16 protein-coding genes, 1 tRNA gene and 2 pseudogenes are annotated in these 25,600 nt (G+C 36.7%); 11 read left to right on the forward strand and 8 right to left on the reverse strand.

The window, feature by feature from the left end:
- Nucleotides 1–503: 503 nt before the first annotated feature.
- Nucleotides 504–827 carry a hypothetical protein gene (locus tag GGR08_RS02565; RefSeq protein ID WP_183193840.1) on the forward strand — a complete coding sequence of 108 codons (324 nt, stop codon included), beginning with the start codon at nt 504–506 and terminating at the stop codon, nt 825–827.
- Between the two features lie 1,266 nt (nt 828–2,093).
- Here the strand turns inward: GGR08_RS02565 and GGR08_RS02570 are convergent.
- From GGR08_RS02570 to GGR08_RS02590, 5 genes are all read right to left on the reverse strand, one after another.
- Entirely contained in the window at nt 2,094–2,330 is a 237-nt protein-coding gene (locus GGR08_RS02570; RefSeq protein WP_183193841.1) for a hypothetical protein, read from the reverse strand.
- A gap of 1,254 nt (nt 2,331–3,584) precedes the next feature.
- On the reverse strand, nt 3,585–3,842 hold the full coding sequence (locus tag GGR08_RS02575) for a hypothetical protein (RefSeq protein ID WP_246350090.1): 258 nt from the start codon (nt 3,840–3,842) through the stop codon (nt 3,585–3,587).
- Between the two features lie 2,160 nt (nt 3,843–6,002).
- Complete coding sequence (locus tag GGR08_RS02580) at nt 6,003–6,602, reverse strand: hypothetical protein (RefSeq protein WP_246350092.1); 600 nt, start codon at nt 6,600–6,602, stop codon at nt 6,003–6,005.
- A gap of 50 nt (nt 6,603–6,652) precedes the next feature.
- On the reverse strand, nt 6,653–7,207 hold the full coding sequence (locus GGR08_RS02585; RefSeq protein WP_343050717.1) for a hypothetical protein: 555 nt from the start codon (nt 7,205–7,207) through the stop codon (nt 6,653–6,655).
- A 40-nt stretch (nt 7,208–7,247) separates the two neighbouring features.
- Nucleotides 7,248–7,730: a hypothetical protein gene (locus GGR08_RS02590; RefSeq protein ID WP_246350094.1), complete on the reverse strand. Its 483-nt coding sequence runs from the start codon at nt 7,728–7,730 to the stop codon at nt 7,248–7,250.
- Between the two features lie 1,604 nt (nt 7,731–9,334).
- Between GGR08_RS02590 and GGR08_RS02595 the strand changes: the two genes are divergently transcribed.
- The 5 genes and pseudogenes from GGR08_RS02595 to GGR08_RS08155 all read left to right on the forward strand — a co-directional run bounded on the left by GGR08_RS02595 (nt 9,335) and on the right by GGR08_RS08155 (nt 15,262).
- Nucleotides 9,335–9,904, forward strand: coding sequence for a hypothetical protein (locus tag GGR08_RS02595; RefSeq protein ID WP_183193844.1), 570 nt, complete (start codon nt 9,335–9,337; stop codon nt 9,902–9,904).
- 2,420 nt (nt 9,905–12,324) lie between these two features.
- Nucleotides 12,325–13,275 (forward strand): YopJ/AvrA family T3SS effector serine/threonine acetyltransferase, encoded by a 951-nt coding sequence (locus GGR08_RS02600; protein WP_183193845.1) that lies wholly within the window; start codon nt 12,325–12,327, stop codon nt 13,273–13,275.
- Nucleotides 13,276–14,027: 752 nt separating this feature from the next.
- Nucleotides 14,028–14,690, forward strand: coding sequence for a lysozyme (locus GGR08_RS02605; RefSeq protein ID WP_183193846.1), 663 nt, complete (start codon nt 14,028–14,030; stop codon nt 14,688–14,690).
- A complete protein-coding gene (locus GGR08_RS02610) occupies nt 14,687–14,923 on the forward strand; it encodes a hypothetical protein (protein WP_183193847.1) in 237 nt (78 codons plus the stop codon). The genes GGR08_RS02605 and GGR08_RS02610 overlap by 4 nt, the downstream gene beginning before the upstream one ends.
- A gap of 128 nt (nt 14,924–15,051) precedes the next feature.
- Nucleotides 15,052–15,262, forward strand: a pseudogene (locus GGR08_RS08155) (hypothetical protein).
- A gap of 1,509 nt (nt 15,263–16,771) precedes the next feature.
- Here the strand turns inward: GGR08_RS08155 and groL are convergent.
- Nucleotides 16,772–18,418: a chaperonin GroEL gene (groL, locus tag GGR08_RS02615; protein WP_183193848.1), complete on the reverse strand. Its 1,647-nt coding sequence runs from the start codon at nt 18,416–18,418 to the stop codon at nt 16,772–16,774.
- Nucleotides 18,419–18,477: 59 nt separating this feature from the next.
- Complete coding sequence (gene groES / locus GGR08_RS02620; RefSeq protein WP_005774667.1) at nt 18,478–18,774, reverse strand: co-chaperone GroES; 297 nt, start codon at nt 18,772–18,774, stop codon at nt 18,478–18,480.
- A gap of 225 nt (nt 18,775–18,999) precedes the next feature.
- Here groES and fumC point away from each other — a divergent pair, with 225 nt between their 5' ends.
- The 3 genes and pseudogenes from fumC to GGR08_RS08520 form a co-directional block, all read left to right on the forward strand.
- Nucleotides 19,000–20,388, forward strand: coding sequence for a class II fumarate hydratase (gene fumC, locus GGR08_RS02625; protein ID WP_183193849.1), 1,389 nt, complete (start codon nt 19,000–19,002; stop codon nt 20,386–20,388).
- A gap of 1,683 nt (nt 20,389–22,071) precedes the next feature.
- The gene (locus GGR08_RS02630; protein WP_183193850.1) at nt 22,072–22,962 is read left to right on the forward strand and encodes an outer membrane protein; all 891 of its coding nucleotides are present in this window, start codon (nt 22,072–22,074) and stop codon (nt 22,960–22,962) included.
- A gap of 311 nt (nt 22,963–23,273) precedes the next feature.
- Nucleotides 23,274–23,430: pseudogene (locus GGR08_RS08520) on the forward strand (integrase); the annotation flags it as partial.
- A 605-nt stretch (nt 23,431–24,035) separates the two neighbouring features.
- Here the strand turns inward: GGR08_RS08520 and GGR08_RS02635 are convergent.
- Nucleotides 24,036–24,120: transfer RNA gene (locus tag GGR08_RS02635), tRNA-Leu, on the reverse strand.
- Nucleotides 24,121–24,314: 194 nt separating this feature from the next.
- Between GGR08_RS02635 and GGR08_RS02640 the strand changes: the two genes are divergently transcribed.
- Together GGR08_RS02640 and GGR08_RS02645 are read left to right on the forward strand one after the other, a co-directional pair.
- The gene (locus GGR08_RS02640; RefSeq protein WP_183193851.1) at nt 24,315–24,920 is read left to right on the forward strand and encodes a YqaA family protein; all 606 of its coding nucleotides are present in this window, start codon (nt 24,315–24,317) and stop codon (nt 24,918–24,920) included.
- A 12-nt stretch (nt 24,921–24,932) separates the two neighbouring features.
- Complete coding sequence (locus tag GGR08_RS02645; RefSeq protein ID WP_183193852.1) at nt 24,933–25,505, forward strand: disulfide bond formation protein B; 573 nt, start codon at nt 24,933–24,935, stop codon at nt 25,503–25,505.
- Nucleotides 25,506–25,600: the final 95 nt, after the last annotated feature.

Genomic DNA, 25,600 nt, shown 5'->3' on the forward strand with positions numbered 1-25,600 from the left:
AGCCCTCAAAGAGTGCATCCTTCCCCTCACGGAGTCTTCCCACCCTCAAAGGAAGACTCCAATCTCGAGGATGCACTCAGCCCTCAAAGAGTGCATCCTTCCCCTCACGGAGACTTCCTACCCTCAAAGGAAGACTCCAATCTCGAGGATGCACTCAGCCCTCAAAGAGTGCATCCTTCCCCTCACAGGTATTACTTAACTTTCATTATATCCTATTTTTATGAACCTTGAGCCAACAGCACAAAAAGGAAGTTTGTTAGCAACTATTTTATCACCCATCTTATGGGATTCCACTTTCGTACAGAGCTTTTAATTTTTTTTAAACATCCATAAAATAGAATATGAAAGAATTGATTAAGGCAAATAAGTGTAAATTTTGTCAATTTGTAGACAAACTTTATTCTTTTTTATGACTGTTGTATTTTTACTATAGTTATTTAAAGTGAATTTATATATGATACATATCGATATTTATTTATAAAAATAAATATAGGAGAAAAACTATGAATATCAGATATTTTTTCATAGCGGGGGCTATTACAAGCGGTTTAGCTCTTGCGATTCAAGAATCTGGTCGTATAGTCAAGCAACAACCCTCTCCTATTGTTGTTCCTTATACTGTTGAGAAAACACCTTTACATTTTTTAAAAACAGTAAGTAACACATCGGATACATTGAATATACTTAGAATAGAAAATATTGCTTTATCAGAACAAGAGCTAATAAATGATGTCTATGAAAAAGGCCACCGTTTATTAAATGCAATATTTGTTTTTTTAGGATCACTTATTATGTATTTCATACAAATGTATTTTAATGGAGTATAAGATACAAAAAGTTTTCAAATTAATATTATATACATTTTGTATATTTGAATATATTACAAAATTAAATAAAAGGCCCTTTTAAAATGGGGCCTTTACTTTATTTTAATTTTTATTGTATTTTTATTTCTATTGTCCTAAGACCTATTTTTAAAAACGATACTTTTTTCTCTTCCTTACCTTTCAACCGACGAAGATTCCCCCCGGTTTTCGCCATACCTCCCATACTGCGTCAATGATGAACCACAATCCTGCTGTTTTTCTAGCAAATTCCCTTGTTTTCAAAAAAATGATCTTGGCCCTCGCACACCATAAGACTCCTCGCATACAATAGGATTTCTATTCCAGCCTTTATGAGCAGCTTTAAAACACGCCCCCCCAAGAAATTTAATCGAATTTTCTTTCTTCTTCTCGAGGATCAAGTTATTTTCAGTCTATTTTTTAAAATCTTGCTATTATTCTTGATTTTCCGGACACTTTATTTTTCTCTGGTATGAACCATTTCAATCAAGGCGCTTACTTTCTTTCAAAAAGAGAATAAACTAATCAATTTTTAGATCCATCAATACAAATTGACGCTCTTTGATCGAACCAATATCAAAAAAATATTTTACCTGTCTCAGCTTCAAACACGAGCGGTTTATCACTCATCCCTTCAAATCTTTGTTTCCTCAATTTTTATTTTTTCTCCTCAACTATTTTTATAAAACAGCTCGTTTGTGCTGACATGCATCAAGGGCCCTCACTCTGAAAAATTGACAACCATTCACGATAATAAACTAAATCTATGCACCCCATTCCAGCAAATTGTAACTGAACTTTTCTTCTTCTTTCACTTCTTACGCTCTTACCAAAGTGCGTTCCAGATGAACTTTTCAAGGATCTCATCAAAGCCAAGGGAGACATCAAAGATAAGCTGTTCACCTGCCGTAAAACCTTCAAACTAAGAAGCTAAAGTCTCAACATTGCCCAGCAAGATATGAGCTCCAAGATGCAGCAAAACATAAGCTGCAAACGCTGCTTCGCCTTCTGCCCAAGCTAAAGCGTTCTTTTCTCAAAGTAGAATCCTCTATTGCAAACGAAACATTTCATGCAAATGATCAACCTGCATATTGTTCATCCTAAAGTTTTCTCAAGAGTTTTCTTTAAACGTGCTTGGCTCACTCTTTCTTCAAAAAATTCCAATTCATTAGAGATAAAACTCAAAAAAACCGTTAGCAAAATCCCAGAATTATGAGAATTCATCGTCTGAAAACCGCTGCAAAACGATCATTCGATCATTAAAAATCCACGATCAAACGACGAAAATTCTTCCATTTTCTCATCATTATAAAGGAACTCCATCAGCGATTTGGTAAAAAAGGAGTGCCAAATGACCTCCTTTTTCCTCAATTTCACTGACCACCCCAAGCCTCTTAAAAGCGCAGTGGCACTCTGTATGGATAAAAATTCCTCCTCATCAAGCACTTGTGCCTTGCTCTTCACAGCAATCTTTTTATCTTTCAAATCCCTTACCGCTTCCCTTCTCCCTACATCTCAAACCGTAAAGATTTGCAAACCTCATCAACTATAAAAAATAGTCATAATTCAACTTTTCCTTCAAGAAAAGACCATCCTCAATACCCCTTGAGAGAAATATTTTTGACGAACCATAAAGAACATAGAAATATCTCAAAGGAAAAATATCAAAGAAAGCAATAATCATAAATACTGAAACTCCCAGAATCTCTTAACCATTCTTTTTCTCTCTCAGAACTTTTCAAAGACTATATCATGCTCTTTCAACACACTTTTCAATTCTTTTCTTAACTTGTGTATTATTTGATCGTTCAACGTTTTTACGATTCTAAAAATATACAGAAACACGTTTTTGCGAATCTACAGAAAATAGAAAATTCCGATAAACATCACTCTGGAAACCTTGTGCTTAACCTCAACCCCTTGCAAACAGATGCCAGCATAAAATGAGATAAGTCCATGATACTATATCCCCCTCTACCGCCCCCATAACAGAAGCCTACGCACACTTTTTTAGCACAGTATTTAACGATCGCATGATCTTATTGTTCATAGATCAAACATTAGATAAAAGAAACATAAAGTACCACAGCAGCTCTTGTTAAGAAGACATCAAGAATCATCCTTATAAAAGCAACGAAAAAGATTATTTTAAATCCAATCAGACCATCCTGCATTTTCTCTTCCTATTCTATTGAGAATTTTCTTGATTTTGTTGCAGCTTTTTTCAATTATTGATGCATTTTTTCAACTGAGAAGTTAAAAATTCTTGGCATAACAAAATGAAAGGAACCATTGCCAAACTACATGCAAACATAAAGACCACCATCCAAAACGAGAGATGATCTCTACTAATTATCGCCCCACTTCCTTTCAATAAGGCCGTCTAGGCAAAAATTTTAAAAACGATAATGATAAGAAGAAGCATAATATGATGGGATAATTAAAGCGAACCATTTTTTAAATGAATAGGAATTTTCTCCTGTATTCAGAGCTAAATTTTCCTCCTCTGCTTTTTAAATTTTTTCGTCCCCCTGCCGCAATTGTTCTTTCATTCAGACATTTTTGCTTTTTACTCTGTATCGAAAGTTCCCCAATTACATTAAAGAAGATTAAAGCACCACCATAACCACAGGCACAAAAATGGCAAAAACCATGACACTAATGACAAAAGCCCCCCCTGAGCAAGACAAAAAAGCAAACGGTATGACAAGAATGAAAAACTCTGAATTGACAGCGCTTTTATTCTAACCGATTACTTGACTGTCTTTTTATTTCTTCTTTCAGTTTTTGCCTTATTTTTTCCAATTTGCGCTCTTTAAAACTGCGGATTCCCCACAGAATAGGAAGAGGTGTAAGAAGACAAAACCAAATTAAAACCGGCAAAAGAAAGATAAGATAACCAATCCTCTCCCCTCCTTCCCACTGCAACGGCTGTCCCAGAGATTTTGCGCTAACAGAAATTTCTGAAACCATCATGATAAGGGGTGCACAAAACATGAAAAAAAAGCAGCGCCTTATCATTTTACCACTTCCCTTCTCTTTACACTTTTTAACTGAAAACATTAGATTTTTTTTGAATGAAAAGAAAGATATTTCAACTGTAGCCTTTTTCTTCTGCATTTACCCCTCTGCTTTTACACTTTGTTCTCTCACGCTCCATTTTAAGGATGAAGCTCTCTTTAATTCACCTAAATTCTTTATTTTATTTCCTCAATATTTGATTTTATCAATCCTATTTTACATTTACATATCTTCATTATGTACCCCTTATGGAAAGAATATCAGGACGATCGCTTTCTGTATCAACCTCGCGCACGGTTTCTAATTTTCACAAACGAACTATCCCTTTTCTCTTATCTGTGCTTTTTCTTTTCGATCAAATTTTTATAGACATCTCTTCATCTATTGCACAACTTGGGCTCTATAGCTTTAAAATATTCACCCCTCACCACCTTCATGGAAAAGGCCTTTACTCCTATTGAAGTAAATTGTAACCTTGTTCCCTTGTCTTTTCCACACAATTTCTGCAGCTTTAGCAATCCCCAAAGCATCTCCTCGGTGATTTCTTCAAAGCCTAAATTCTCATCTTTCATAAAGCTTTTGTGATAAGAATGTAAAGTTTCAATACCACCGATCAAAGCTAGAGACACGGAATAGCACAGCAAATAAAAAAGTCAACAGAGAGACCTCAACTTTGTTGTCTCAAGAAAGGGTGCTATATTGAAAACCAAGCATATTGTCAAGATCACCATTTTTAATTGCATTTATCTAAAACTTTCCCGAGTGCCTGCCTTAAACACCCAACACTCGCCTTTTTTTCAAAAATTTCCACCCCCTCATCACACACTTCAATTTTAAAGTAATCAATCTGCTAGAATTATAAGGATCTTATCTTTTGGCAAACCGCCGCAAACCGGCACTATCACACACTTTGCTAGCCCCCAATGTTGCGCAACCCTTGCCATTTAAGATGGATCATAAGAGCATTTTAGCCCTTTCTTGTTCAGTTTTTACCCACATCCAGCACCGCTTGGGGCATGCAAGCAAGTGATTTTGATTGATACAACATACACAGATTTTACATGAGAGAACCATACGGTATTCGGGGGGGTAATTCAATCTGAATAACGATAGATTATCTATATAAATCAACATCTTGCCGTGTAAACACCAGAAACAACCGCAAGCGCACAATCAAATTGTGAAAAACCATTTTCCTCATTTGAGAGCAATTACCCTCCGTAATCTGGTAAATAATTAAGTAACCAAATGATCTCCTATTCCCTCAATTTTCTACTATCCACTCCAAGCTTTCAAAGTGCCTTTGCCCTTTTCATAGCCAAAACATCTTGCTTAAAAACGTGTTACTTTTAGCCCGCTTTTTCCAACTTCAGAGAAATAGGCTCTTCACGTAGCCTGCTAGCACAACCTGTTCCCATAAACCCATCACTGTATCCTCTATTGAGTCATGGATTTTTCGTTCTTTTGTCGCTTGCTAAACCACATTTTATACGTGATAATTTTTTATACTTGATAAAAAGCAAAGAAGCTACAAGACTTTCTCTCTTTAAAGAAAACACCAACAACGATAACTATAAAGCAAGAGCAACCTCTCTTTATTTTTCCTCACATTTACCATCCCTTACATTATCCAGTCTTACTACACTGTATAATCTTACCAGCACTTTTTCTGCTCAAGCTGTTCTTTCAATTGTCGCACCTTTTCCTCAACGAATGTGTTACAGCAACCCGTAGGAGGAAAACAACCGGTAAGAATTCAAAAGCACATGTAAGCATCCGCAAGTGACTACCCTAAAATAGCAGAAAAAATGTCAAACCCTGTTCATGATCATGAACATCATTATAACCATCAAAAGGACGACCATGACTGTAACAATGAGGATATTCTTTTATAATCTTGCCAACCGAGAGAAAGCTATTTTTTATCACATACTAAATTCTGTTTCTTTTGATTTTTGGGAGATCTGTTTTAATATTCTATCACGTTCATTCAGGACATATTTCAGTTCTTTTTTGACCCTGCAATATAACCTCGCATGCTTAATAAACAAGTAAGAAATGGCCACCATTATCCCCCAAATTAAACCATTTAAGATCACAGCTAACAGGAAAAAAAGGACTATTAGTGTTATAATGCTACTTATCATTTTGCCCTCCACGTTGTTCTCCATACCCGCTGTGCCCATAGATTGTCTGAATATGCTTACGGATTGCTTGATCTCGTTGTTGTATCGCTTCCTCCAATTGTTGAAGCATTTTTGTCAGTTTTCTCATTAATTTTATGCTCCCCATCCCAATGATCGGAATAAAGAGGAAAATTACAGCCCATAGCATACTCCATAGCAATTTGCTAAAGTAAAACATATCACTTTTCACCCCACCCCAATTCCTGCTAAAGAAGAAAATAAATTGTAAAACAACAACGATGCTTAAAACAAAAAGGATTATTTTCCATTCTTTTGGATAAAGAGGTAGAGATTCTTTAAAAGTGAGCAAACGCATTTTTGCATTAAGGGTCTCAAGCATGAGATTTTGTTTTTTCATTTCTTCCTGATCATTGCGCAATTGCTGTATCACATATTTCTGTTGTTCTGTGTCTTTTTTCACTTTTTGAGACAGTTTGTAAGACAATCTTACATACTTAATCAACAGATAAGGTAGTTTAATCATCACCATAAACATTAAAATGGCAATGATTGTGAACCCTAAAAAAGCCAAAAATTTTATAATAACCATCACTTTTTCCCCTATCACATTGCTATGAAATCATCATTTTTATTCTCTGCTCAAGCAAGTGTTTCCAATCTCCTGCTTGTTTTTTTCACGCCATAATGAAGGAGACTATGAAAGATTAAAACAACAGGTAAAGAAACAACAACACACGCACAAACCAAAAACAGCCATTGGATGACAAAAGTACCGGCTTTTAACAATAAAGGCATATGATTGAACAAAAAAACCGCGGAATTTGGAAGCAAAGCTGCAAAAACCATAGAACCTGCGAAAATCACAAGCACAATGAAAGCTATAGAAAAGATTATTAAAGAATCTTTTCTTGAAAGAAGTAAAGATTTTTGGAAAGAAAAAGCGCTGAATGCTGTTGCAAACTCACCATTTTGTTCTCTTTTTTCTGTCTTATAAGGCGTCAAATTCTGGATTTCATTCTTTTTTAACTTTCGCCGCATCCCAAATAACAATATCGCCCGTTTTATCAAAGAATAATAAATGGCCAAGATTGTCATCACGGTTGAAAACAGCACCATGCTCACTCCAAGAAACATAATAGCACTCCAGCCTACTGCGATGAAGATTACATAGACATGTATGAAAGAATCAGCCACTTGTTTCCCTATATATTTTGTTGAGAGATGATTTATTTTTCTATTTCTGCTCTGGCCATATTTTCCACAGCTGCATCATTGCCTTCACATGCTGTTTAATGATAGCGTTAAAGACAAAAAAGAATGGGAAAAGTACAAAAAGAAGGACAAAAATAAACTGCGGCAAGAGACATAAAAAAGCCCAAACGCTATTCCACCCTGCCTCACGCAATAATGCGATCATAGGATTATTTTCAAAAGGTCGATTCAAGCTTTCCCGAATTATTTTTTGAAAATTTTGCTCTCTCATTGCTTGAAAATGTTCTTTGGATATCACGTGAAAAAAATCCAAAGGATTCATATAGCTAGTCGCAGCAAAAAGCCCCAACCAGAGAATTGCCAAACAATAAATGATGACATAATCTTTTGTTGAGAGAATCTTCCATTTTTTAAAAGCCGCAAATTGACCCAACACTGGTTGGTCTTCACTAGGCATATCTTCTCTCCTAGGGGGAGATTGGTGTTGCAATTTATCTTCGTTCATACTGAATATTCCCCCACTTTCTAAAATGCTCGCTCAATATCTGAAACACGCACCAACGCAATTGGTCTGTTTAGCATTCTTCCCACCGTAAAGCAAGATTTTATGTTAAAAGATGACTTTATAATCTCAAAGCATCATGGATTTTCAAAGAAACCGAGCTGAAATTTTCGGCAAAATTTACATAAGCTCCATACTCTTAATGTTCTCATAACCTCTATTAATAAAAATCATTCATTGTTTTGTCGATTGAATGAAAATCCCGAATATCATATATTGTGAAGTCAACTCATTTCAAATTTGTTTCATGTTGAATCAACCAAACCCATGTCTCTTGCACCTTACAAGCAGGAAAAACCTTTAAGGAAAGAATAAAAATAACCGTTTTAAAGACCCAAAACTATCGCAACAATGGAGGCTGGAAAAATGTGTGATACCTGCGGTCTTGTGACTTCACAAGTAGTAAAGAGAAAGGCGCTCAAGAAGCTTTATCTTCTCCAATTTTATATTCCTCATGGAGACTTTACGCTTAAAACTCTTCCCGCGTTATACTCTACACAGACAAGCATATTTTGACTAGACTTAGGAGCTTTAAGAGAGAACGCTTTTAAAAATACGATACAATGACCTCACGTAAGCAAGCAATTCTCTGGCATTAAAAGTGCGCAACAAGCGCCTTACAACTTTTCAATCCTCATTGGAAAGCTTCTGAATCAAAAAAGCTCTCATTTTAAAAAATTCCATTAAAAAGAAATGTCTCCCCTTCTCCACGTCCCCTACAGTAATCCAAGCATCTTCTTAGAATAAAGGCATTTTTCACTTATCAAAACAGCCTCTTTCAATCTGTGCATCCCACCTTTAAACGATATTTCCCCTTCTCATAATGAACGCCATTTAAATAGCAAAAAAAGAAATTTTGTACTCTATAAAAGATATTTAATAAAGGAATTTCTAAACCAAATCGCTTGACCATTTACAGTTTATTTTGACCCAAAAACGATATTTTATTTGAAAATACAGTGTATTTTATGTTATCATAATAAAGTAGAGAATTACAGTTCTCTGGCACTCAACAAAAGTCTATTTTCTAAGAGGATGTAAATAGACTTAACTAGCATAACGCATATCAGACATCTTGATCCAGCGCTTAGCAACAAAAAAATCATAAGAAAACAACGACTTTTCAAAGGTAGAATTGAAAAATTACTGCAAAAAGCTTGTAAAAAAGAAATCAATAATCCCATGAGAAAAGACGATGACCTACCTATGGAACAAGATTCTTATTTTTTACATTTGACAAAATTTTTTTTCAACTTTTCAAGAGAAGTTGAAACATTTTGAGAAAGTAAATAATTGGCAATCCATGAAAAAATAAGATTGCTAGGCGAAAAAATTAAGACTGACAAGGACAAGAAAAATGGGAAGAAACATTTCGCGCTAAAGGGCATTTTTCACCCCACAACAGTGCTTTTCTTTGCACTTAAGATAGTTCTAGGATCATTTTTTTGATCTTCCAATAGCTCATATCCACCTAGTATTTGCTCCAAGTGCTTTTTACATCACTGTCCTCGATCAACAGACAGTTTTTTCATTTAAGTGGTAAATTCATGAAAATACGTAAAAAACGCGGTAGACCGATAATCACAGGCAAGCTAAGAGAACCCAATGGTCGTATTTCACGAGCCAAAAGCCTCAGCAAATCTGCACCTCAATCTGCAATTGAAATGCGTGCAAAACATTTTGGTTTAAGCCTCAAAGAAGCGAAAAATCCGCTTTCGAGTTCCTATATAGGCCGTCTTTGTTTGCTTGGCTTTAAAGAGAATTCCACAGGCATTAGTAAAGAGCAATATGACACGGCGCAACGGTATCTTCAAATCAGAAATGACTATTTATGTGCAAAAGGTTTACCAAACGGCTATTATGATGGTTTCACGCACAGTACATCCGATGAGAACGCAAAAAAGCAATGGATTCAAAGGGCAACGGAACACTACGAAGATATGCAAGAAGCGATTAAAGAAGCACAATCTCTGCATCGCCAACATAACTTCCATGCAGCACTACAATATCTTGTTATAGAAGATCAACCACTCTCTACGCTTGTTGGCTCATTACGAATTATTCTTGATGCCCTATCTAAACATTTTTCTTGTTCTACCCAAAAGAGCCTCCGCTAAAAACACCCATCCTTGCGTTGTTCTCTCTCACAAGAGAAAGAACTCTAAAATCACACCTTTTATTAAAGAAACACCCCCTCTTAGCAGCCTACATTTGGGATCCTCTAGATTTTCCCTTTCAGGGGTTCCTGCTTTAAGCAACGCAACAAACAAACTTTAAAAGGCCCATGACGCTCTCAAAAAACGCTTAAACGTGTCAAAGAGATCCACCTTCCTATCACTCGATCTCAAAGAACAACAGCATAATAAGATCACTCTTGCGCCTCTTTAGAGCCCAACCTTCCCCCCCTTCATTGCAACAAACCAGTTCTGTCATCTCCTTTTCCTTATCATAACAACAAATTGATTTATAATGATAATTTACTGTTGTTCATGGTGAATGGTAAAACCGACGATCCTCAGATTCTCGCACGCTAAATCTCTCCATGTCGAATCAATCAAAACCACTTGCTTGCACATCACAAGTGAGAGGCATGTGTGGAGAAAACTGTATAAGAAAGGACTAAAAATGATTCTTATGAATCGTCTGAATGCAAAAGCTATCGCAACATTGGAAGCTCGTGAATAGTGTGATGACGCTGGCTTGCTTCTTTCCAAAGGTAAAGACGGTGATGCTCAACGAATTTATCGTTATACAATATTTTGACAGCCGTTAACACTTGCGAAAGTTTATGAGATATTTTAGCCTTTTCCTGTCCTGTTTTATTTCTACGATTCTTCTTCTCTTATGATAAACAAGAAACATAATTCTTGCTGAATTTAACATAGGCTTTAAGGAATAAAATTGTACGATCATCAAAGCTGTTGTTCAAGCTGAATAATAAATTAATATATTGATCTTTAAAACCACACGTTGTTTTTTACAAAATTAAAAGCCTCATCCCTTAAATCAAAAGAGAAGTCCTCACCCATCATGTCCCTGCCATATCATTGCCATGTCCCTGTCTTCCTGCCCTATCCCAACACCACCAACAAACCCCATCCTCCTAATCTCACCACCCTCTGCCCAACGCCACAAACATTCCTCTCCAAAATCTTTACCTTACTGTCTTTTTCACGAAAAAATCTTCTTTGCTGCATCAAAAAACTTTCCAACTACGACAGCATATTTCGCAGCACAACCAATAAATGAGCTTTTTCCTATCGATTTTTTCCACGATAAAAAAGAAAAAATAATCATTTTCCTGTTGACAGAATATGAAAAATCGTATTTAATAATAGATGCGGTAGGGGTTTTTTTGTGTCAAAATTTCAGCTTCAAATATTTATGTTGGTGTGAAAATTGATATAAAATATTGTATTTTGCAGCAATGTTTGAAGGTGTTTTTCATCTTTTTCTGACTATTTTTATATCACTCTATTTTCCTCACCAATCAACCAAATAATTTTGAGAGATTCAGCGCAAGCAGAATCCAATAAAACGCTCCCCAATTTCTCCTCAATAAACCACCAATGCAATTATGCTAAAAATGATGAGCAATCCACAAACAGAAATAAGATGAATACGCTGTTTTTGCTAACACACGGCACATTCGGTTTCTTCTTCCCACACCTGAAAGGATGAAGCTTCTAGAAGCTACATCAGTTGTAAAGAAACAACTGTTCTGGCGAATTGTACTTGAGATTCACGCGACATCTCCTTGCATATTTTCACGAAAAACTGTAAAGCGCCACAAACCAGTCCAACAAGTTGAGCCATGCATAAAAAAATATTTAAGCATCTCAAAGAAAGTTTCCCTTATAGCATCCCCCCATAATAATAACAAAACACAGCATAATAGGCTCAATTTTATCTGTCTTCAAACACCAACACGTCCCTCTTTCACTCGATTGGAACAAATCGGCTCCATTATACACTTTTTCCCAATGCTAGCGACAGCTCTTAACGCCATAATGGTTCCTGAGAAGCATTTTTAGTTCTTTCTTGTACGGTTTTATCCATACAGATTGTTTTTATCTTATGATGGACAAAAAACATCATAGACTAAGATAATTTTACAACAGATGATTAATAAACTTCTCTTTACAAAAATTCAAAAGAAGCTTCTGAAAAAAGCAGATATTGTTGCCCAACAAACACGTATTCTAGATGATTTCATTTCAAATTTTTGCGCAGAAAACGATTGAAAATAGACCTGTGCCTTCTCATTAAGCTGAAGCATATAAGATGGATAATAAAAGCAACTTAAAAATAAAGATAATGCATCCAAACTTCTTATCGTTTTTCAAATTTTAAAAAGAGAAAAAACATTCAAATTTTTGAATCCAAAAGACCTATCACCCTATTTTCTTATGAAAACAGCAACTATAGACTCTCATCATCTCATCTTTCAAAACAAAAGCTCTCTCCTAAACATTGTTTAGCCAGAATTGAAGGAGATAATCTTGCTTACCGGTTATTGAAATGAAAAGTGAATATTATGAAATCACAAGATTCAAAAATCAGTGCCTATAGTTCACCACAAACATCCGAAGGGGTGAGCACACCCGAAGGGGTGAGTACAAATGATCCCACAGAAAATCTAGCTGCACATTTAGAGCGGCTTAGCCTCGAAAAAATAAAAAATACGCCTTTCAATCGTGAAGAATTAAAAGATATTATTGCAGGCTTAGAACAGCATAATGCCGATGGAAGTTGGATCAAAAATTATTATGATATTTTAGATTTTTACATGATGCCAGCCCTAGTAGAGCAAGCAAATCACAAATATCCAGAGATGAATCTCAAACTTGCAATGACACCTGACGACTTTGCACGTTCACTAAAAGAAACACTCGAGAACGGCATAAAATCTTCGAGATTAATCGTTAATGCACAAGATAGGGGCATCCATTTTGCGGTCGTCGATCATCAAACCGTTGAGGACAAGACATCTTTGGTATTTTTCGAACCGACCTCACTGCGTGATACACTCCCCGCCTTACTCGCATCAAGGACGCAAAAATCTATTGAATATTACCAATTGCCTCAGATTCATTTTGCCACAGCAGAAATGAATATTCAACGAAGCTCTTCTGAATGTGGGATGTTCAGCTTAGCACTTGCCAAAAAGCTTTATCTTGAATCTGCTAAACTAGAGAGACTGCACAAAGATAATGTTAAGGGTGTCTTATGTGAACCAGATACGCCTTTATCTGCTGAAAAATTGGATACCTATCTTCCTGCTCGTTTCTATAAACACGTGCAAGGAAGAAGGCGTCTTGGGGAATATCTAAAACTAAATCCGGAAGAGGCCCATGAAAAAGTAAACAAAAAAGGTGAAACTCTGACCGAAAGGTTTGAGAAAAACTTAGTGACAACAGAGGGAAAAACTGTTTCTGTTTCACAACACAGGAAAAGAGCAACGGAATACAAATCTCTAATGATGTGAATACAAATCTCAGATGATGTCATGAACATTTTAACCCCATGCGCTATTCCGTAACCCTAAAGAATGGGGCTGTGGCGCTTTTTAGAGAAACATAAATTTGTTGTTTTTTTTCTGTTTGAAAGAGTTAAACAACGAGAAGTTTAATTTTTTGAAAGGCAGAATCCTAATGTTATTGGTTTACCAAAATCGACCAATCTTAAAATTGCATCAAAATTCCAAAGCTCTTCTAAACCATGATACCTATTTTATAGACAGCATACTGGATCCATAAAATATTTTATAGTGCATGATTCTTGAAATGCAAACATTATAATCTTTCTGTGGAGTTTTTCTAAAAATATCGCTCTATCTCAAGGACCTCTCCATCAATTCTGTGCTGCTCATCATCCACAGCTATCTTCCGAACCAGTATATTCATAATAAACAACACCATTCATAACCCTTTTTTCACCACAAGCACCGACCAACACAAGTGCAATGACCATACCTTTATGCCTCACACTAACATCTACCGTGTCTATAAGGCTCCATCAAAAAACCATCACACGAACAGAGTCTCAAAACCAACAACAAATGTCTCCCAAAGGAAAATACGACCACAATGAACATTATCCCATCCCCTAGGATCGCCCAACCAACCTTATGATTTGATCAAAGTTTCATGCCTCTTCTCTTCCTGAAGAGCGAAAAATCATTTTTAAGATATTGACCAGCCTCACATGATCGTGAGGCTTTATTTTATGGAGAAGAAGATGAGAAAAATATCCAAAGAAGGAATTGCACTCATTAAACAATGGGAAGGTTTGCGTTTACATGCCTATAAAGATTCCATCGGAGTATGGACAATTGGATACGGACATACCAGCACAGCTGGAAAACCGTTTGTTCATAAGGGCATGACCATTACTGAAAAACAAGCTGAAGACCTTCTTCGTCAAGATTTAAGACAATTTGAAAATACCGTTGAAAAAAATGTGAAGGTTTCTTTAACGAATGCACAATTCGCTGCATTAGTTTCGTTTTGCTATAATGTAGGAACAGCGGCTTTTTGCCAATCAACTCTTCTAAAAAAGCTCAATAACGGTGAATATGAAGCTGTTCCTGCTGAATTACAAAAATGGACCAAAGCTGGAGGGAAACGTCTTCACGGCCTTGTCCACCGTCGTGCAGCAGAGTCCGGATTATGGGCAAAAGGTGCTTATGTTTCTTCCAACTATCAAACCGTCGAAACAAAAGAGCCAATAGGATTTCTCAAAGCAGAAGCGCTTACACCGATTATTGGTTCTTTTTCTGGACTTGGAGGCTTATTGGCAGACAATGAACCCATCCAATGGGTCTTAGCAAGCCTTATGGTTTTAGCTGCCTGTGTTGGCCTTTTATTTGTGTTAAAACGGTCTCGGGAGCAGCATCTATGATGTGGTGGATGAAAAAAAATCTTACGATAACAGGAGCGGCTTTGACCGCTCTTTTTATCGCTTTAACAAAAATTTTCACTCTTGGAAAGAAGACTGAACAACAAAAACAAATAAAAAATACACTAAAATCATCAACAATACGGCTAAAGGTAGAAAATGAAATTAATCAAAAAAGTGATTCTGATGTACGCACTACTCTTACTCACTGGTTGCGCGATAAAAACAATAAATGAGTCTTCTTCTTGTATTGGTTGGATGCCTATTTATTTAGACAAAAAAGATATCAATAACATCAGCTCAAGTCTTGCAAGAGATATTTTAAAGCACAATAAACAAGGAGAAAACTTGTGCGGATGGAAACATGCCTAGAAAAAAATGGAAAAACAACCAGAGCTTACAGAAAAGGAAAAAGAAATTCTACAAGAAATCATCATGACTTATAAAAGTATAAAAATGATGTCACGCTAGATGAAGTGACTTCTATTCATCATTTTGTTATTAGTGCTTGATTTTTCTCGTCTCATAGATGGGTTAGCGAGTATTTTTACACAAAAATGAATATTCAGCTCTAAAACAAAAAACGACATGTGAGACATGTTTAATCTTTTTACAAGATAAAAAGCCATCAGCTCATAAATTTTTTAGACAATGAAGATCTTATTGATGATTTTTCACGTCTCACGAGAAATTTTTATACGCTTCACAAACATTATTATGAAATGAGGTTGGATCAATTACAATTAAAAGAGATTTTTTAACAGGCGCATGCATAAACAACTTTGGGTTAACATAAGAGAATGATCATACCGATTTGCATTTTTTACATAAAGTATGGATGCCCAAATAATTTTATATTTTTGCCTAATAGCATCCTAAAAAATTTAAAAACATTAAAAGATATTTCTTTTAAATCATAGCGATGATGCCTTACCCCACGCTTTTGGTTTTCACGTTCTTTAATAGGATCACGAACCTCAGGTAAAACAGAACGCCATTAGCTTGTCTATTCACCGGTTTTTTTTAAAGAAACATCTGGTCCCCAAACCCATTTTACACCGATCCCCATGAATGGGAGAACGATAAAACCGTGGCGTATCGCCATCTTTATGTTTATGAAATATCAAGCCAACACCATCACACATTTTCCCCAATATTACGACAGCTCCTTTGGCACTTAAAACGCTGCATCAGAGCCATTTTTAGCTCTTTTCTCTATCATTTTTATCCATATACGCATCCTGCTTAGGACGCGCAAGAGATATGGTTTTAGTTGATCCAACCTGGAAAGCTTTGAAATAAAAAAATCCACTGCTCTGAAAATCTTTTATTCAACGAACAAAACGATGAGGTATGCTTATAAATATAAAGCGTTTTTCCATTAAAAAATGTAAAGCAATACGCCCTTTTCATTATTTTCAAGCATGGAATGTTTTTCAAAACCACAAAACCACATCATATTGATTTATAATCATCATTGATGCTTATTCATCCTGAATTACAACCCTGCAGATCGTAGGATACTCTCGTTTCCAAATCTTGTTTTATATTGAAATAATCACAATTATGTCGTTTGCACCTTCCAAGCAAAGCAAGTGTAAGAGCAAAATTTTCTAAGAAAGAACTAAAAATGGCTTTTATGAACCATCTCAAGAGCTAAAAGCTATCCCGGCATCCGAAACTAAGAACGAATGGGATGATGGGATGATGGGATGATGGGATGATGGGATGATGGGATGATGGGATGATGGGATGATGGGATGATGGGATGATGGGATGATGGGATGATGTTAATTTTCTTTTTCACAAACGTCAAGATACTAATATCCTAAGTTTTATATTATTCATCGGTGCCTCATCCATCTCCATTCACACAATACCATTGCAAAATGAGCTTGTGAACAAAATGTTTCTTAAAAAAACACGTGCATATGCAAGCCAAATCTCTTTTTGGGGAGTATTTTGCATGCGGAAATGCCCTTCTTACAGGCGCACACGCAACAAAAGCATGAGAAAAAGATAACTTATAAAAAACGGGCCTAAAAGACCCGTTTTCTTTATCATCTCTATGAGAGGACAAGATCTTAGAAATCCATTCCACCCATTCCGCCCATTCCTCCGCCACCAGGCATTGGAGGCATTGGAGTATCTTTTTTGGGAACTTCAGCAACCATTGCTTCTGTTGTGATAAGCAAGCTAGCAATTGAAGCAGCATTCTGAAGAGCAGAGCGCACAACTTTCACTGGATCAACAATTCCCAAAGCAATCAAATCACCAAATTCACCGGTTGCAGTATTGTAACCAAAATTATCTGCATCATTTTCAAGCACTTTGCCCACAATAATAGCTGCTTCTTCACCAGCATTGGCTGCGATTTGGCGGGCTGGAGCTTGTAGAGCACGACGAACAATATTAATACCAGCAGCTTGGTCAGGATTATTCCCCTTCAGAGACAACGCGCTTGCTGCACGCAACAACGCGGTACCACCTCCGGCCACAATCCCTTCTTCAACAGCAGCACGTGTTGCATTCAAAGCATCATCGACACGGTCTTTCTTTTCTTTCACTTCAACTTCTGTTGCTCCCCCCACACGGATAACAGCTACACCACCAGCGAGTTTAGCAAGTCTTTCTTGCAATTTTTCACGATCATAGTCAGAAGTTGTTTCTTCAATCTGAGCTTTAATCTGATTTACCCGTGCGGTAATTTCGCTTTTTTGTCCAGCTCCATCAATAATTGTGGTATTTTCTTTAGAAATATTCACTTTTTTAGCACGTCCCAGCATATCTAAAGTGACATTTTCAAGTTTAATGCCCACATCTTCAGAAATAACCTGACCGGCTGTCAAGATAGCGATATCTTCAAGCATTGCTTTACGACGATCACCAAATCCTGGTGCTTTTACAGCAGCAATTTTCAAACCACCGCGCAACTTGTTAACCACGAGTGTTGCCAAAGCTTCGCCTTCCACATCTTCAGCAATAATGAGAAGTGGTTTCCCAGACTGAACAACAGCTTCCAACACAGGCAGTAAAGATTGCAAATTAGACAATTTCTTTTCGTGAATAAGAATGTAAGGATCATCCAGATCAGCGACCATTTTCTCAGCATTTGTGACAAAATAAGGGGAAAGGTACCCGCGGTCAAACTGCATTCCTTCCACGACTTCCAATTCTGTTTCAGCGGTTTTAGCTTCTTCCACAGTAATGACGCCTTCATTGCCAACTTTTTCCATGGCATCAGCAATCATTTTACCGATTTCAGCAGCCCCATTTGCAGAAATTGTCCCTACTTGTGCAATTTCTGCTGAAGTTTGGATTTTTTTAGCTTTTTTGAAAAGATCAGCCACCACTTCATCAACAGCAGCATCAATTCCACGCTTTAAATCCATAGGGTTCATGCCCGCAGCAACGGCTTTAATGCCCTCTTGCACAATAGCCTGCCCCAACACGGTTGCTGTTGTTGTTCCATCACCAGCAATATCATTGGTTTTAGAAGCAACTTCACGCAACATTTGCGCACCCATATTCTCGAACTTATCTTCCAGTTCGATCTCCTTTGCAACGGATACACCATCTTTTGTGATGCGAGGCGCACCAAATGATTTATCGATCACCACATTGCGACCTTTAGGGCCGAGTGTTACCTTAACAGCATTAGCAAGGACATCGACACCGCGCAACAAACGCTCACGCGCTTCACGGCCAAATTTGACTTCTTTAGCAGCCATTTAATTTCTCCTTGGAGTTTTTTTCAAAATAGTACATAATGAAAAATCAGGCACTTCAATTAGCCCATAATTCCCATAATGTCAGATTCCTTCATGATTAAGAGGTCTTCCCCATTAATCTTGACTTCAGTGCCAGACCACTTTCCAAACAAAATGCGGTCTCCTGTTTTTACTTCTAGAGGCACGCGTTTTCCATTATCATCGAGAGCGCCATTGCCAACAGCGATCACTTCTCCTTCTTGAGGTTTTTCTTTTGCTGTATCAGGGATGATAATCCCACCAGCTGTTTTATTTTCAGATTCAACCCGACGGACAACGACCCGGTCGTGAAGTGGGCGGAATTGTATATTAGCCATGTTTTAAATCCTTAAAACTGAACATAATTGCATTAATCTTAAAAACTCTTACTAGCACTCTTAAATTGTGAGTGCTAGCACTGTTTGGAATATAAAATCAGCATTTCTCAATGTCAAGAAGAGTTATAAAAAAATCTCTAATAAAACTTCTAAAGTCTTGCCTCTTATCGCTATTTCGCGTTATTTAGCTTTTTTATGAACCTGTGAACAAAAAAGGATTTTATCATGGTTGGAACACGTCAGGAAACGGATAGCTTTGGTACAATTTCGGTCCGTCAAGATCGTTACTGGGGCGCACAAACTGAACGTTCTCTGCATAATTTTAATATTGGCAATGAAAAGCAGCCTCTTACCATCATTTACGCCTTAAGCCTTGTAAAAAAAGCTGCAGCTCTTGTAAATATGGAAAAAGGTAAACTTTCACCTGAAATTGGCAAAGCAATTATCACTGCTGCTGATGAAGTTCTCTCTGGCGTATTCGATACGCATTTTCCCCTTTCTGTTTGGCAAACAGGCTCAGGTACGCAAAGCAATATGAATGTCAACGAAGTTATCGCCAATCATGCCAGCATGCTTTTAGGCGGCAAACTGGGCAGCAAAAAACCTGTTCATCCCAATGACCATGTTAACATGAGTCAATCATCGAATGATTCCTTTCCCACCGCGCTTCACATTGCCACCACGCTACAGACACGCCAACATCTCTTTCCCATTCTTGAAGCGCTCATTACCACTTTAAGAAAAAAAGAAGAAGAATTTTCCGACATCATTAAGATCGGACGAACTCATACGCAAGATGCAACCCCCTTAACGCTTGCCCAAGAATTTTCAGGCTATCGCGCAGCTTTGGAAGCGAATCTTCAACGCATTGAAACAGCTCTTACCGATGTTCAAATGCTTGCCCAAGGAGGAACAGCTGTCGGCACAGGGCTCAATGCACCGAAAGGTTTTGATGTTGCCTTTGCTGAAACAATTAGCTCACTCACAGGGATATCCTTTAAGACGGCTCGCAATAAATTTGAAGCTCTTGCCCATCATGGTGCCCTTGCTCATTTCCATGGAAGCCTGAATGCTTTAGCTGCTGATCTCTTTAAAATTGCTAATGACATTCGATTTTTAGGCTCTGGTCCGCGTTCTGGCTTAGGAGAACTAAACTTGCCTGAAAATGAACCCGGATCATCTATTATGCCAGGCAAAGTCAACCCTACCCAGTGTGAGGCAATGACAATGGTTTCTTGCCAAGTCTTTGGGAATCATACCAGCGTCACCTTTGCAGCAAGCCAAGGGCATTTTGAACTAAACGTTTATAAACCTGTTATTGGCTATAACGTTTTACAATCCATTACCCTGCTTGGTGATTGCATGCGCTCTTTTGATCTGCATTGCATTCAAGGATTACGCGCCAATCGGGTTCATATTCACTCTCTCATGGAGCGTTCTCTTATGTTAGTCACAGCTCTTGCACCAAAAATTGGTTATGAAAAAGCCGCTGAAATTGCCAAAGCAGCACATAAAAATGATACAACTTTGCGCACCGAAGCACTAAAAGCAGGCGTTTCTGGAGATGATTATGATCGGATCGTGGATCCCAAAAAGATGATTGCTCCCCAATAAGAGAAGCCGTTTTTTAAAGAAAGCGCATACTTTTGGTGTTAGCCTGTCAATCAACATCGAGATTTAGTGCAGCAGCCTATTTGAGCCAAATATTAAGGTAGTTATTAAGAAGACGAGTCGGTGCTCTCTGTGCTGCTGAAGCTTTTATATACCCAAAAAGAATGAGTGTCTTGCATTTCTCTTATTTGGGTAATCTCGGAAACGGGCATGCAGCCTAATTTGGGGAGAATGTAAAACCGCAAAAGTTGGAACCAATCCCCAACCTTACCATCATTTTTCTTTTAAAAGAGTCCAAAGCAATGCCTTTATAATCACTGGTAAACAAGAGCAATGACGCCTTGCCTCACGCTTTTGTTTCTCACATTTTTATGGAGTCATATCCCTCATATCAAACAGAACGCCATTGTGTTGCTGATTCACGGACTTTTTTAACAAACATATTTCAATTCACCCAAGCCCATTTTATGATAGAGCCTATAACTGGTATAACAATACAATCCCGTGACGAATATAAAACTTAGCGAATACTCCCATCTTTATACTTGTGAAAAAGCAAACCAACACGATCACACACTTTATCGCCTCCCCATGTTACGACAAGCCATTGATATTCTAGGAAGATTCATGAGCGGCATTTTTCCTCCTTTTTTCTTGTACAGTTTCACCCCACATCACTTCTCTGCTTGTCGTGCTCAAGAAAATGGTTTTGCTTAATTCAACATAAAACAATCTTGAAACAAGAGAACCTTAGAGCATTCAGAGCTCTCTTTCGAATGGAATAACAATAAATTATCATTATAAAACAATGTATTTTTCAAAGAGAAAAAGAGGAATCGCTATTTAAACAAGCCTCAATGCACCAAAAGCTTTCAACGCTGCCTTTACTGCAACAATCAGCTCCCTCACGAGGATACGCTTTAAAAACTGCTCACAATAAATTTTAAAGTACTCACTCTTCACAGCGTGCCCACTTATTTCCACAAAAGCCTGAATGCATGAGTTAACTTCTTTAAAATTGCCAATGATATTTAGTTTTTAAGCTTTGACCCACGTTCCAACAACTCTAGGGAAAGAAAAGGATAAATTATCATTTGACATGCATTTAAGACATCGCATGATCATACTCTTATTCCCCCCTTTTTATTCCCCCAATTACATTGAATTAAAACCTTTCGCTTGAACACCACAAGCAAGAATAGCATCTAAATAAAAAAACGATTGAAAAAAAATAACGTCACGCATGCCCTTTCAAGTGCTAAAAATTATCGCAATATTGGAAACTGATAAAGAAAAAGAAGCCGATGGTGCTAATATATATTTTTTGATATCAATTTAATATAGATCATAAAGATATTAATTATAATGAATATTATATCCATAAAAATAACTAATAAAAATCATATTGTTATATTTAAAATAGCGATTTTAACAAATTAACATTCCGTTTGCTACGGCATAATGTTTTATAAAATAATGCGATCACTCTAGGAATATATCAAAAAAAATTGAAAAATTAACGCCTTTATGATAATAATTGCACGATAAACAAGCTTGAAAAACTCCTAATCACATATAATTATAGATTTTCAGAGCATTTATTTTATCATAATGATATTAACTATAGATTTTTTTAACCAAATCATATAATATATTCCATATCAGAAATAAATTGGGGACATTTTTATGAATACAAAATGTTTAATTACACTATCTATTTTTACTTTCATTACCGCTTCAACAGCGCAAGCGGCAGATACGTTAGTCTTTCAGCAACCAAAACCTAACGTTTCATCGCAAAATATTTCATCACCACCTATCTCACCGGTTACTGTTTCAGCGCCTTTTTCTTGGTCTGGTTTTTATTTTGGAGGACAAATTAGATCTTTTTCCAGTAAAAACACTCTAAATTACGCACAAGAAGCGAGGGATGGCAAGTGGGCTTGGGTTGATAGAAATTTATCACCCAAACCATCAGGATTCGGAGCAGGTATTTATGGAGGTTCTAATATTGCTCTGGGCAATAACTTTATTTTCGGTTTTGATACAGACATGGTCTGGTCTGGTAGAAAAAGCACTCAAACGGATAATGGAAAAAAAATCCTAGATGAATTAGATACGATTAATGCTGCTTTTAAAGAAGCTGGAATTCCTATCATAAAACCTGCTGCTCAGGATGAAACAATACCCAACTATGGTGACATTGTTGTAAGTAGTGTAACGTTGAAAGAAAAATGGGCTGGTGCCGCCCGCATCCGTCTTGGTTTTGCTTCTCATCGTCTTATGCCGTATATTGCAGGTGGTATAGCTTATACACAGATGCAATATGTCATGTCACTTTTAACGAAATCGCAAGAAGATTCGACGATTTTTGCCTCTGGGAATGTCTTAGATGAGACAAAAACAATGGTTGGTTATACTGTTGGTGGTGGATTTGATCTTGCGATGACAAATAACATCATCATGCGTACAGAATATCGTTATTCGGATTTTTCTAAACAAAAATTTGCAAATGATAAACTTAAAATTAGCTCCAAAACGCATAATTTTCACCTTGGTATCGCTTACAAATTCTAAGATATTCTAATATCTTGTAAAAGATTGTACTGTTTAAAAACCCTGTTAAAAACAGGGTTTTTTATGGCTCCTTCTTTCTAAAAAACGAAATTCCTTAAACCAGAGAGTGTGAATTCTTCCTATATAAGGCAAGATATTGATTTATATAAATAATCTAGCGTTATTCATCTTGAATGAGAATCTCGAATAACGTAAGATTCTCTCATTTCAAAGCTGTTTATCTTAAACCAATCAAAACCACTCTCTTGCACATTACAAGCAGAATACATGTGTGGATAAAATTCGTATAAGAAAGGAATAAAAATGGTCTCATGAATCGTCTTAATATAAGATCTGTCGCAACATTGGAGGCTGGCAAATATAATGATGGTGCCAGCTTGCTTCTTCACAAACAGAAAGATGGTAATGCTCAATGGATGTTATACCCCTCACGGGCGCCGTCGTAAAATGGGCTTGGCTTCTTTAAGACGATCTCTTTAATGTCATGGTAAATTTATAGCTTCCACATCTTCTTTTATAGAAGAACACTTTTCCTTCAAGGTTTTTTTTGATCAACATTGAAAACCTCTGCTTGCTGCGGTTCCTTCATTTTTTAGTTCGCTTTTTTTAGGCATCAAAAGCACTTAAAATATTTCCTTTAAAGAAATACTATCAACCGTCTATGGTAACTTTTCATTTTTCCTTTTATGAATCGGATCAATACCTTGTTGCAAAAGATCACAGTAAACCATAGTCTTAACTCTTGCTTCTTTCAAAGATACAACGCCAAGAGCTTAACCTCATTTCACGACATTTTTTACTGGAATTAAAGCGAAATACCCAACATCCTTGATTCTATTTTGATAAGCGATAATCCAGCTCCATCCGCATATTTACCTTTAGGAAAATTCTTTACAGATAATGTGGATAATCTATCACGTGTTCTTGTTTTTCTAATCACCTTTTAAACCACCTTTTGATAGATTCATCAGATATCAAGGTCGGATATAAAAACAATTCATTAAATGAAAAACGAGCTATAAGCAAAATGAGATAAACACCGACATCAAATGATATTGTAGAAAATCTATAAGTGGTGCGGGTGGTCGGACTCGAACCGACACTCCTTTCGGAACCAGATTTTGAGTCTGGCGCGTCTACCAGTTCCACCACACCCGCACTTTGCTATAAAAGACAGAGTTGCCGATTATCCTTCTGCACTATATGAAGCAGAACAGATTCGTCAACACTAGACTTCTCATTTTTTAAGAATTCCTATCACTTTCTTATCTATTTTATAGAATATTCTTTCTTTTAGATTTATAGAAACCTCATTTGTAAAGTCTTTACCTCTTAAATTTATAAAAAACCTCATGATATTAAACAAATTAAAGCTCTGGACGATTTCTTTAGCAAATCGACGTACAGCACCACACTGGCTTGGATTCATTGCTTTTCTTGAAAGTTCTATTTTTCCAATTCCCATAGATGTTTTATATATTCCGATGCTCCTTATCCATCCCTATCGGTCTTATCGCTATGCTTTTCTTGCAACGATCTGTTCTGTTTTAGGAGGAATTGCCGGTTGGTTTATAGGACATTTTGCCTATGATACCCTTGCCAAACCCATTTTAGAATTTTACGGTAAAGTTGAAAGCTTTGAATCTCTGAAAAACAATACAACCTTGCAATTTTTAATCATTTTACTGATCACATCAGGTTTTTTACATCTTCCTCCCATCAAAATTGTCACAATTTTAGCTGGTGTCATAAGCCTTCGTCTTGAATTTTTCATTCTTCTTTGCTTTTTTTCTCGAGGCGCTCGTTTTTATCTTTTAGCATGGCTTATTAAACATTTTGGTCAAAAAGCAATGAATTTTTTAGCCCAGCATTTCAAATGGATTGTTCTCATTGGTTGTGTTAATCTTCTTTTAGTTTATATAATTTTTATGGCTTTTTTAAACAAGCATCTTTTATAAGGAACAGACTCAGTGGCGTGTATTTTATCTTCTTACCCACTTTTAAACAAGCATCTTCACCTTGAACCCAGCAAAAAAGAACAAAGTTTATGGGCTTTTTTTCTGGCTTTTTGCTTATCCGCTACCATAGGTTTGGCGCTTAGTTTTGAATATTTTGGAGGATATCTTCCTTGCGATTTATGTCTCATAGAACGTTTTCCCTATTACAGCGCCATCCCATTTTTGCTCTTAGCAGGTTTTGGAACACATTTTTTTTACATATCTTCTTGGATACAACTTTTGTTTTTATGTGTTTTCATTTTAATGAGCATCAGCCTTGTTTTAGCCGTTTATCATACCGGTGTTGAATATGGCTTTTGGACAGCTCCCCCCAGTTGTAGCCTAAATGCAGCGAAAAAAATTTCAGACATTAACCAACTTTTTAACCAATTAAACAACATTCATCCTCCTTCTTGTTCTGAAGCATCCATGCGCTTTCTTTTTCTCTCACTTGCTGGTTGGAATGTCATTTCTAGCCTATTATTCACCCTTCTAAGCTTGTATATTGCTTCAAAAGGAATTCTTTCAAAACATAAAAAGCTATAACTCAAAAATAAAAGATAAATCTCCCCACAAAAACGCTAAAAACAGAGTCACCCTTTAAGAAACTCTGCTGTTTTTGAAACAAAGCAGCAGATCTT

Origin of the sequence: Bartonella fuyuanensis (assembly GCF_014197255.1) — a bacterium.
Classification (GTDB): Bacteria; Pseudomonadota; Alphaproteobacteria; order Rhizobiales; family Rhizobiaceae; genus Bartonella; species Bartonella fuyuanensis.

What these genes read in the sequence shown, in the direction of transcription:
- GGR08_RS02565 (WP_183193840.1), top strand. Translation starts at nt 504, where the DNA reads ATGAATATCAGATATTTTTTCATAGCGGGGGCTATTACAAGCGGTTTA.
- GGR08_RS02575 (WP_246350090.1), bottom strand. Translation starts at nt 3,842, where the DNA reads ATGTTTTGTGCACCCCTTATCATGATGGTTTCAGAAATTTCTGTTAGC.
- GGR08_RS02580 (WP_246350092.1), bottom strand. Translation starts at nt 6,602, where the DNA reads ATGGTTATTATAAAATTTTTGGCTTTTTTAGGGTTCACAATCATTGCC.
- GGR08_RS02590 (WP_246350094.1), bottom strand. Translation starts at nt 7,730, where the DNA reads ATGAACGAAGATAAATTGCAACACCAATCTCCCCCTAGGAGAGAAGAT.
- GGR08_RS02595 (WP_183193844.1), top strand. Translation starts at nt 9,335, where the DNA reads ATGAAAATACGTAAAAAACGCGGTAGACCGATAATCACAGGCAAGCTA.
- GGR08_RS02600 (WP_183193845.1), top strand. Translation starts at nt 12,325, where the DNA reads ATGAAATCACAAGATTCAAAAATCAGTGCCTATAGTTCACCACAAACA.
- GGR08_RS02605 (WP_183193846.1), top strand. Translation starts at nt 14,028, where the DNA reads ATGAGAAAAATATCCAAAGAAGGAATTGCACTCATTAAACAATGGGAA.
- GGR08_RS02610 (WP_183193847.1), top strand. Translation starts at nt 14,687, where the DNA reads ATGATGTGGTGGATGAAAAAAAATCTTACGATAACAGGAGCGGCTTTG.
- groL (WP_183193848.1), bottom strand. Translation starts at nt 18,418, where the DNA reads ATGGCTGCTAAAGAAGTCAAATTTGGCCGTGAAGCGCGTGAGCGTTTG.
- groES (WP_005774667.1), bottom strand. Translation starts at nt 18,774, where the DNA reads ATGGCTAATATACAATTCCGCCCACTTCACGACCGGGTCGTTGTCCGT.
- fumC (WP_183193849.1), top strand. Translation starts at nt 19,000, where the DNA reads ATGGTTGGAACACGTCAGGAAACGGATAGCTTTGGTACAATTTCGGTC.
- GGR08_RS02630 (WP_183193850.1), top strand. Translation starts at nt 22,072, where the DNA reads ATGAATACAAAATGTTTAATTACACTATCTATTTTTACTTTCATTACC.
- GGR08_RS02640 (WP_183193851.1), top strand. Translation starts at nt 24,315, where the DNA reads ATGATATTAAACAAATTAAAGCTCTGGACGATTTCTTTAGCAAATCGA.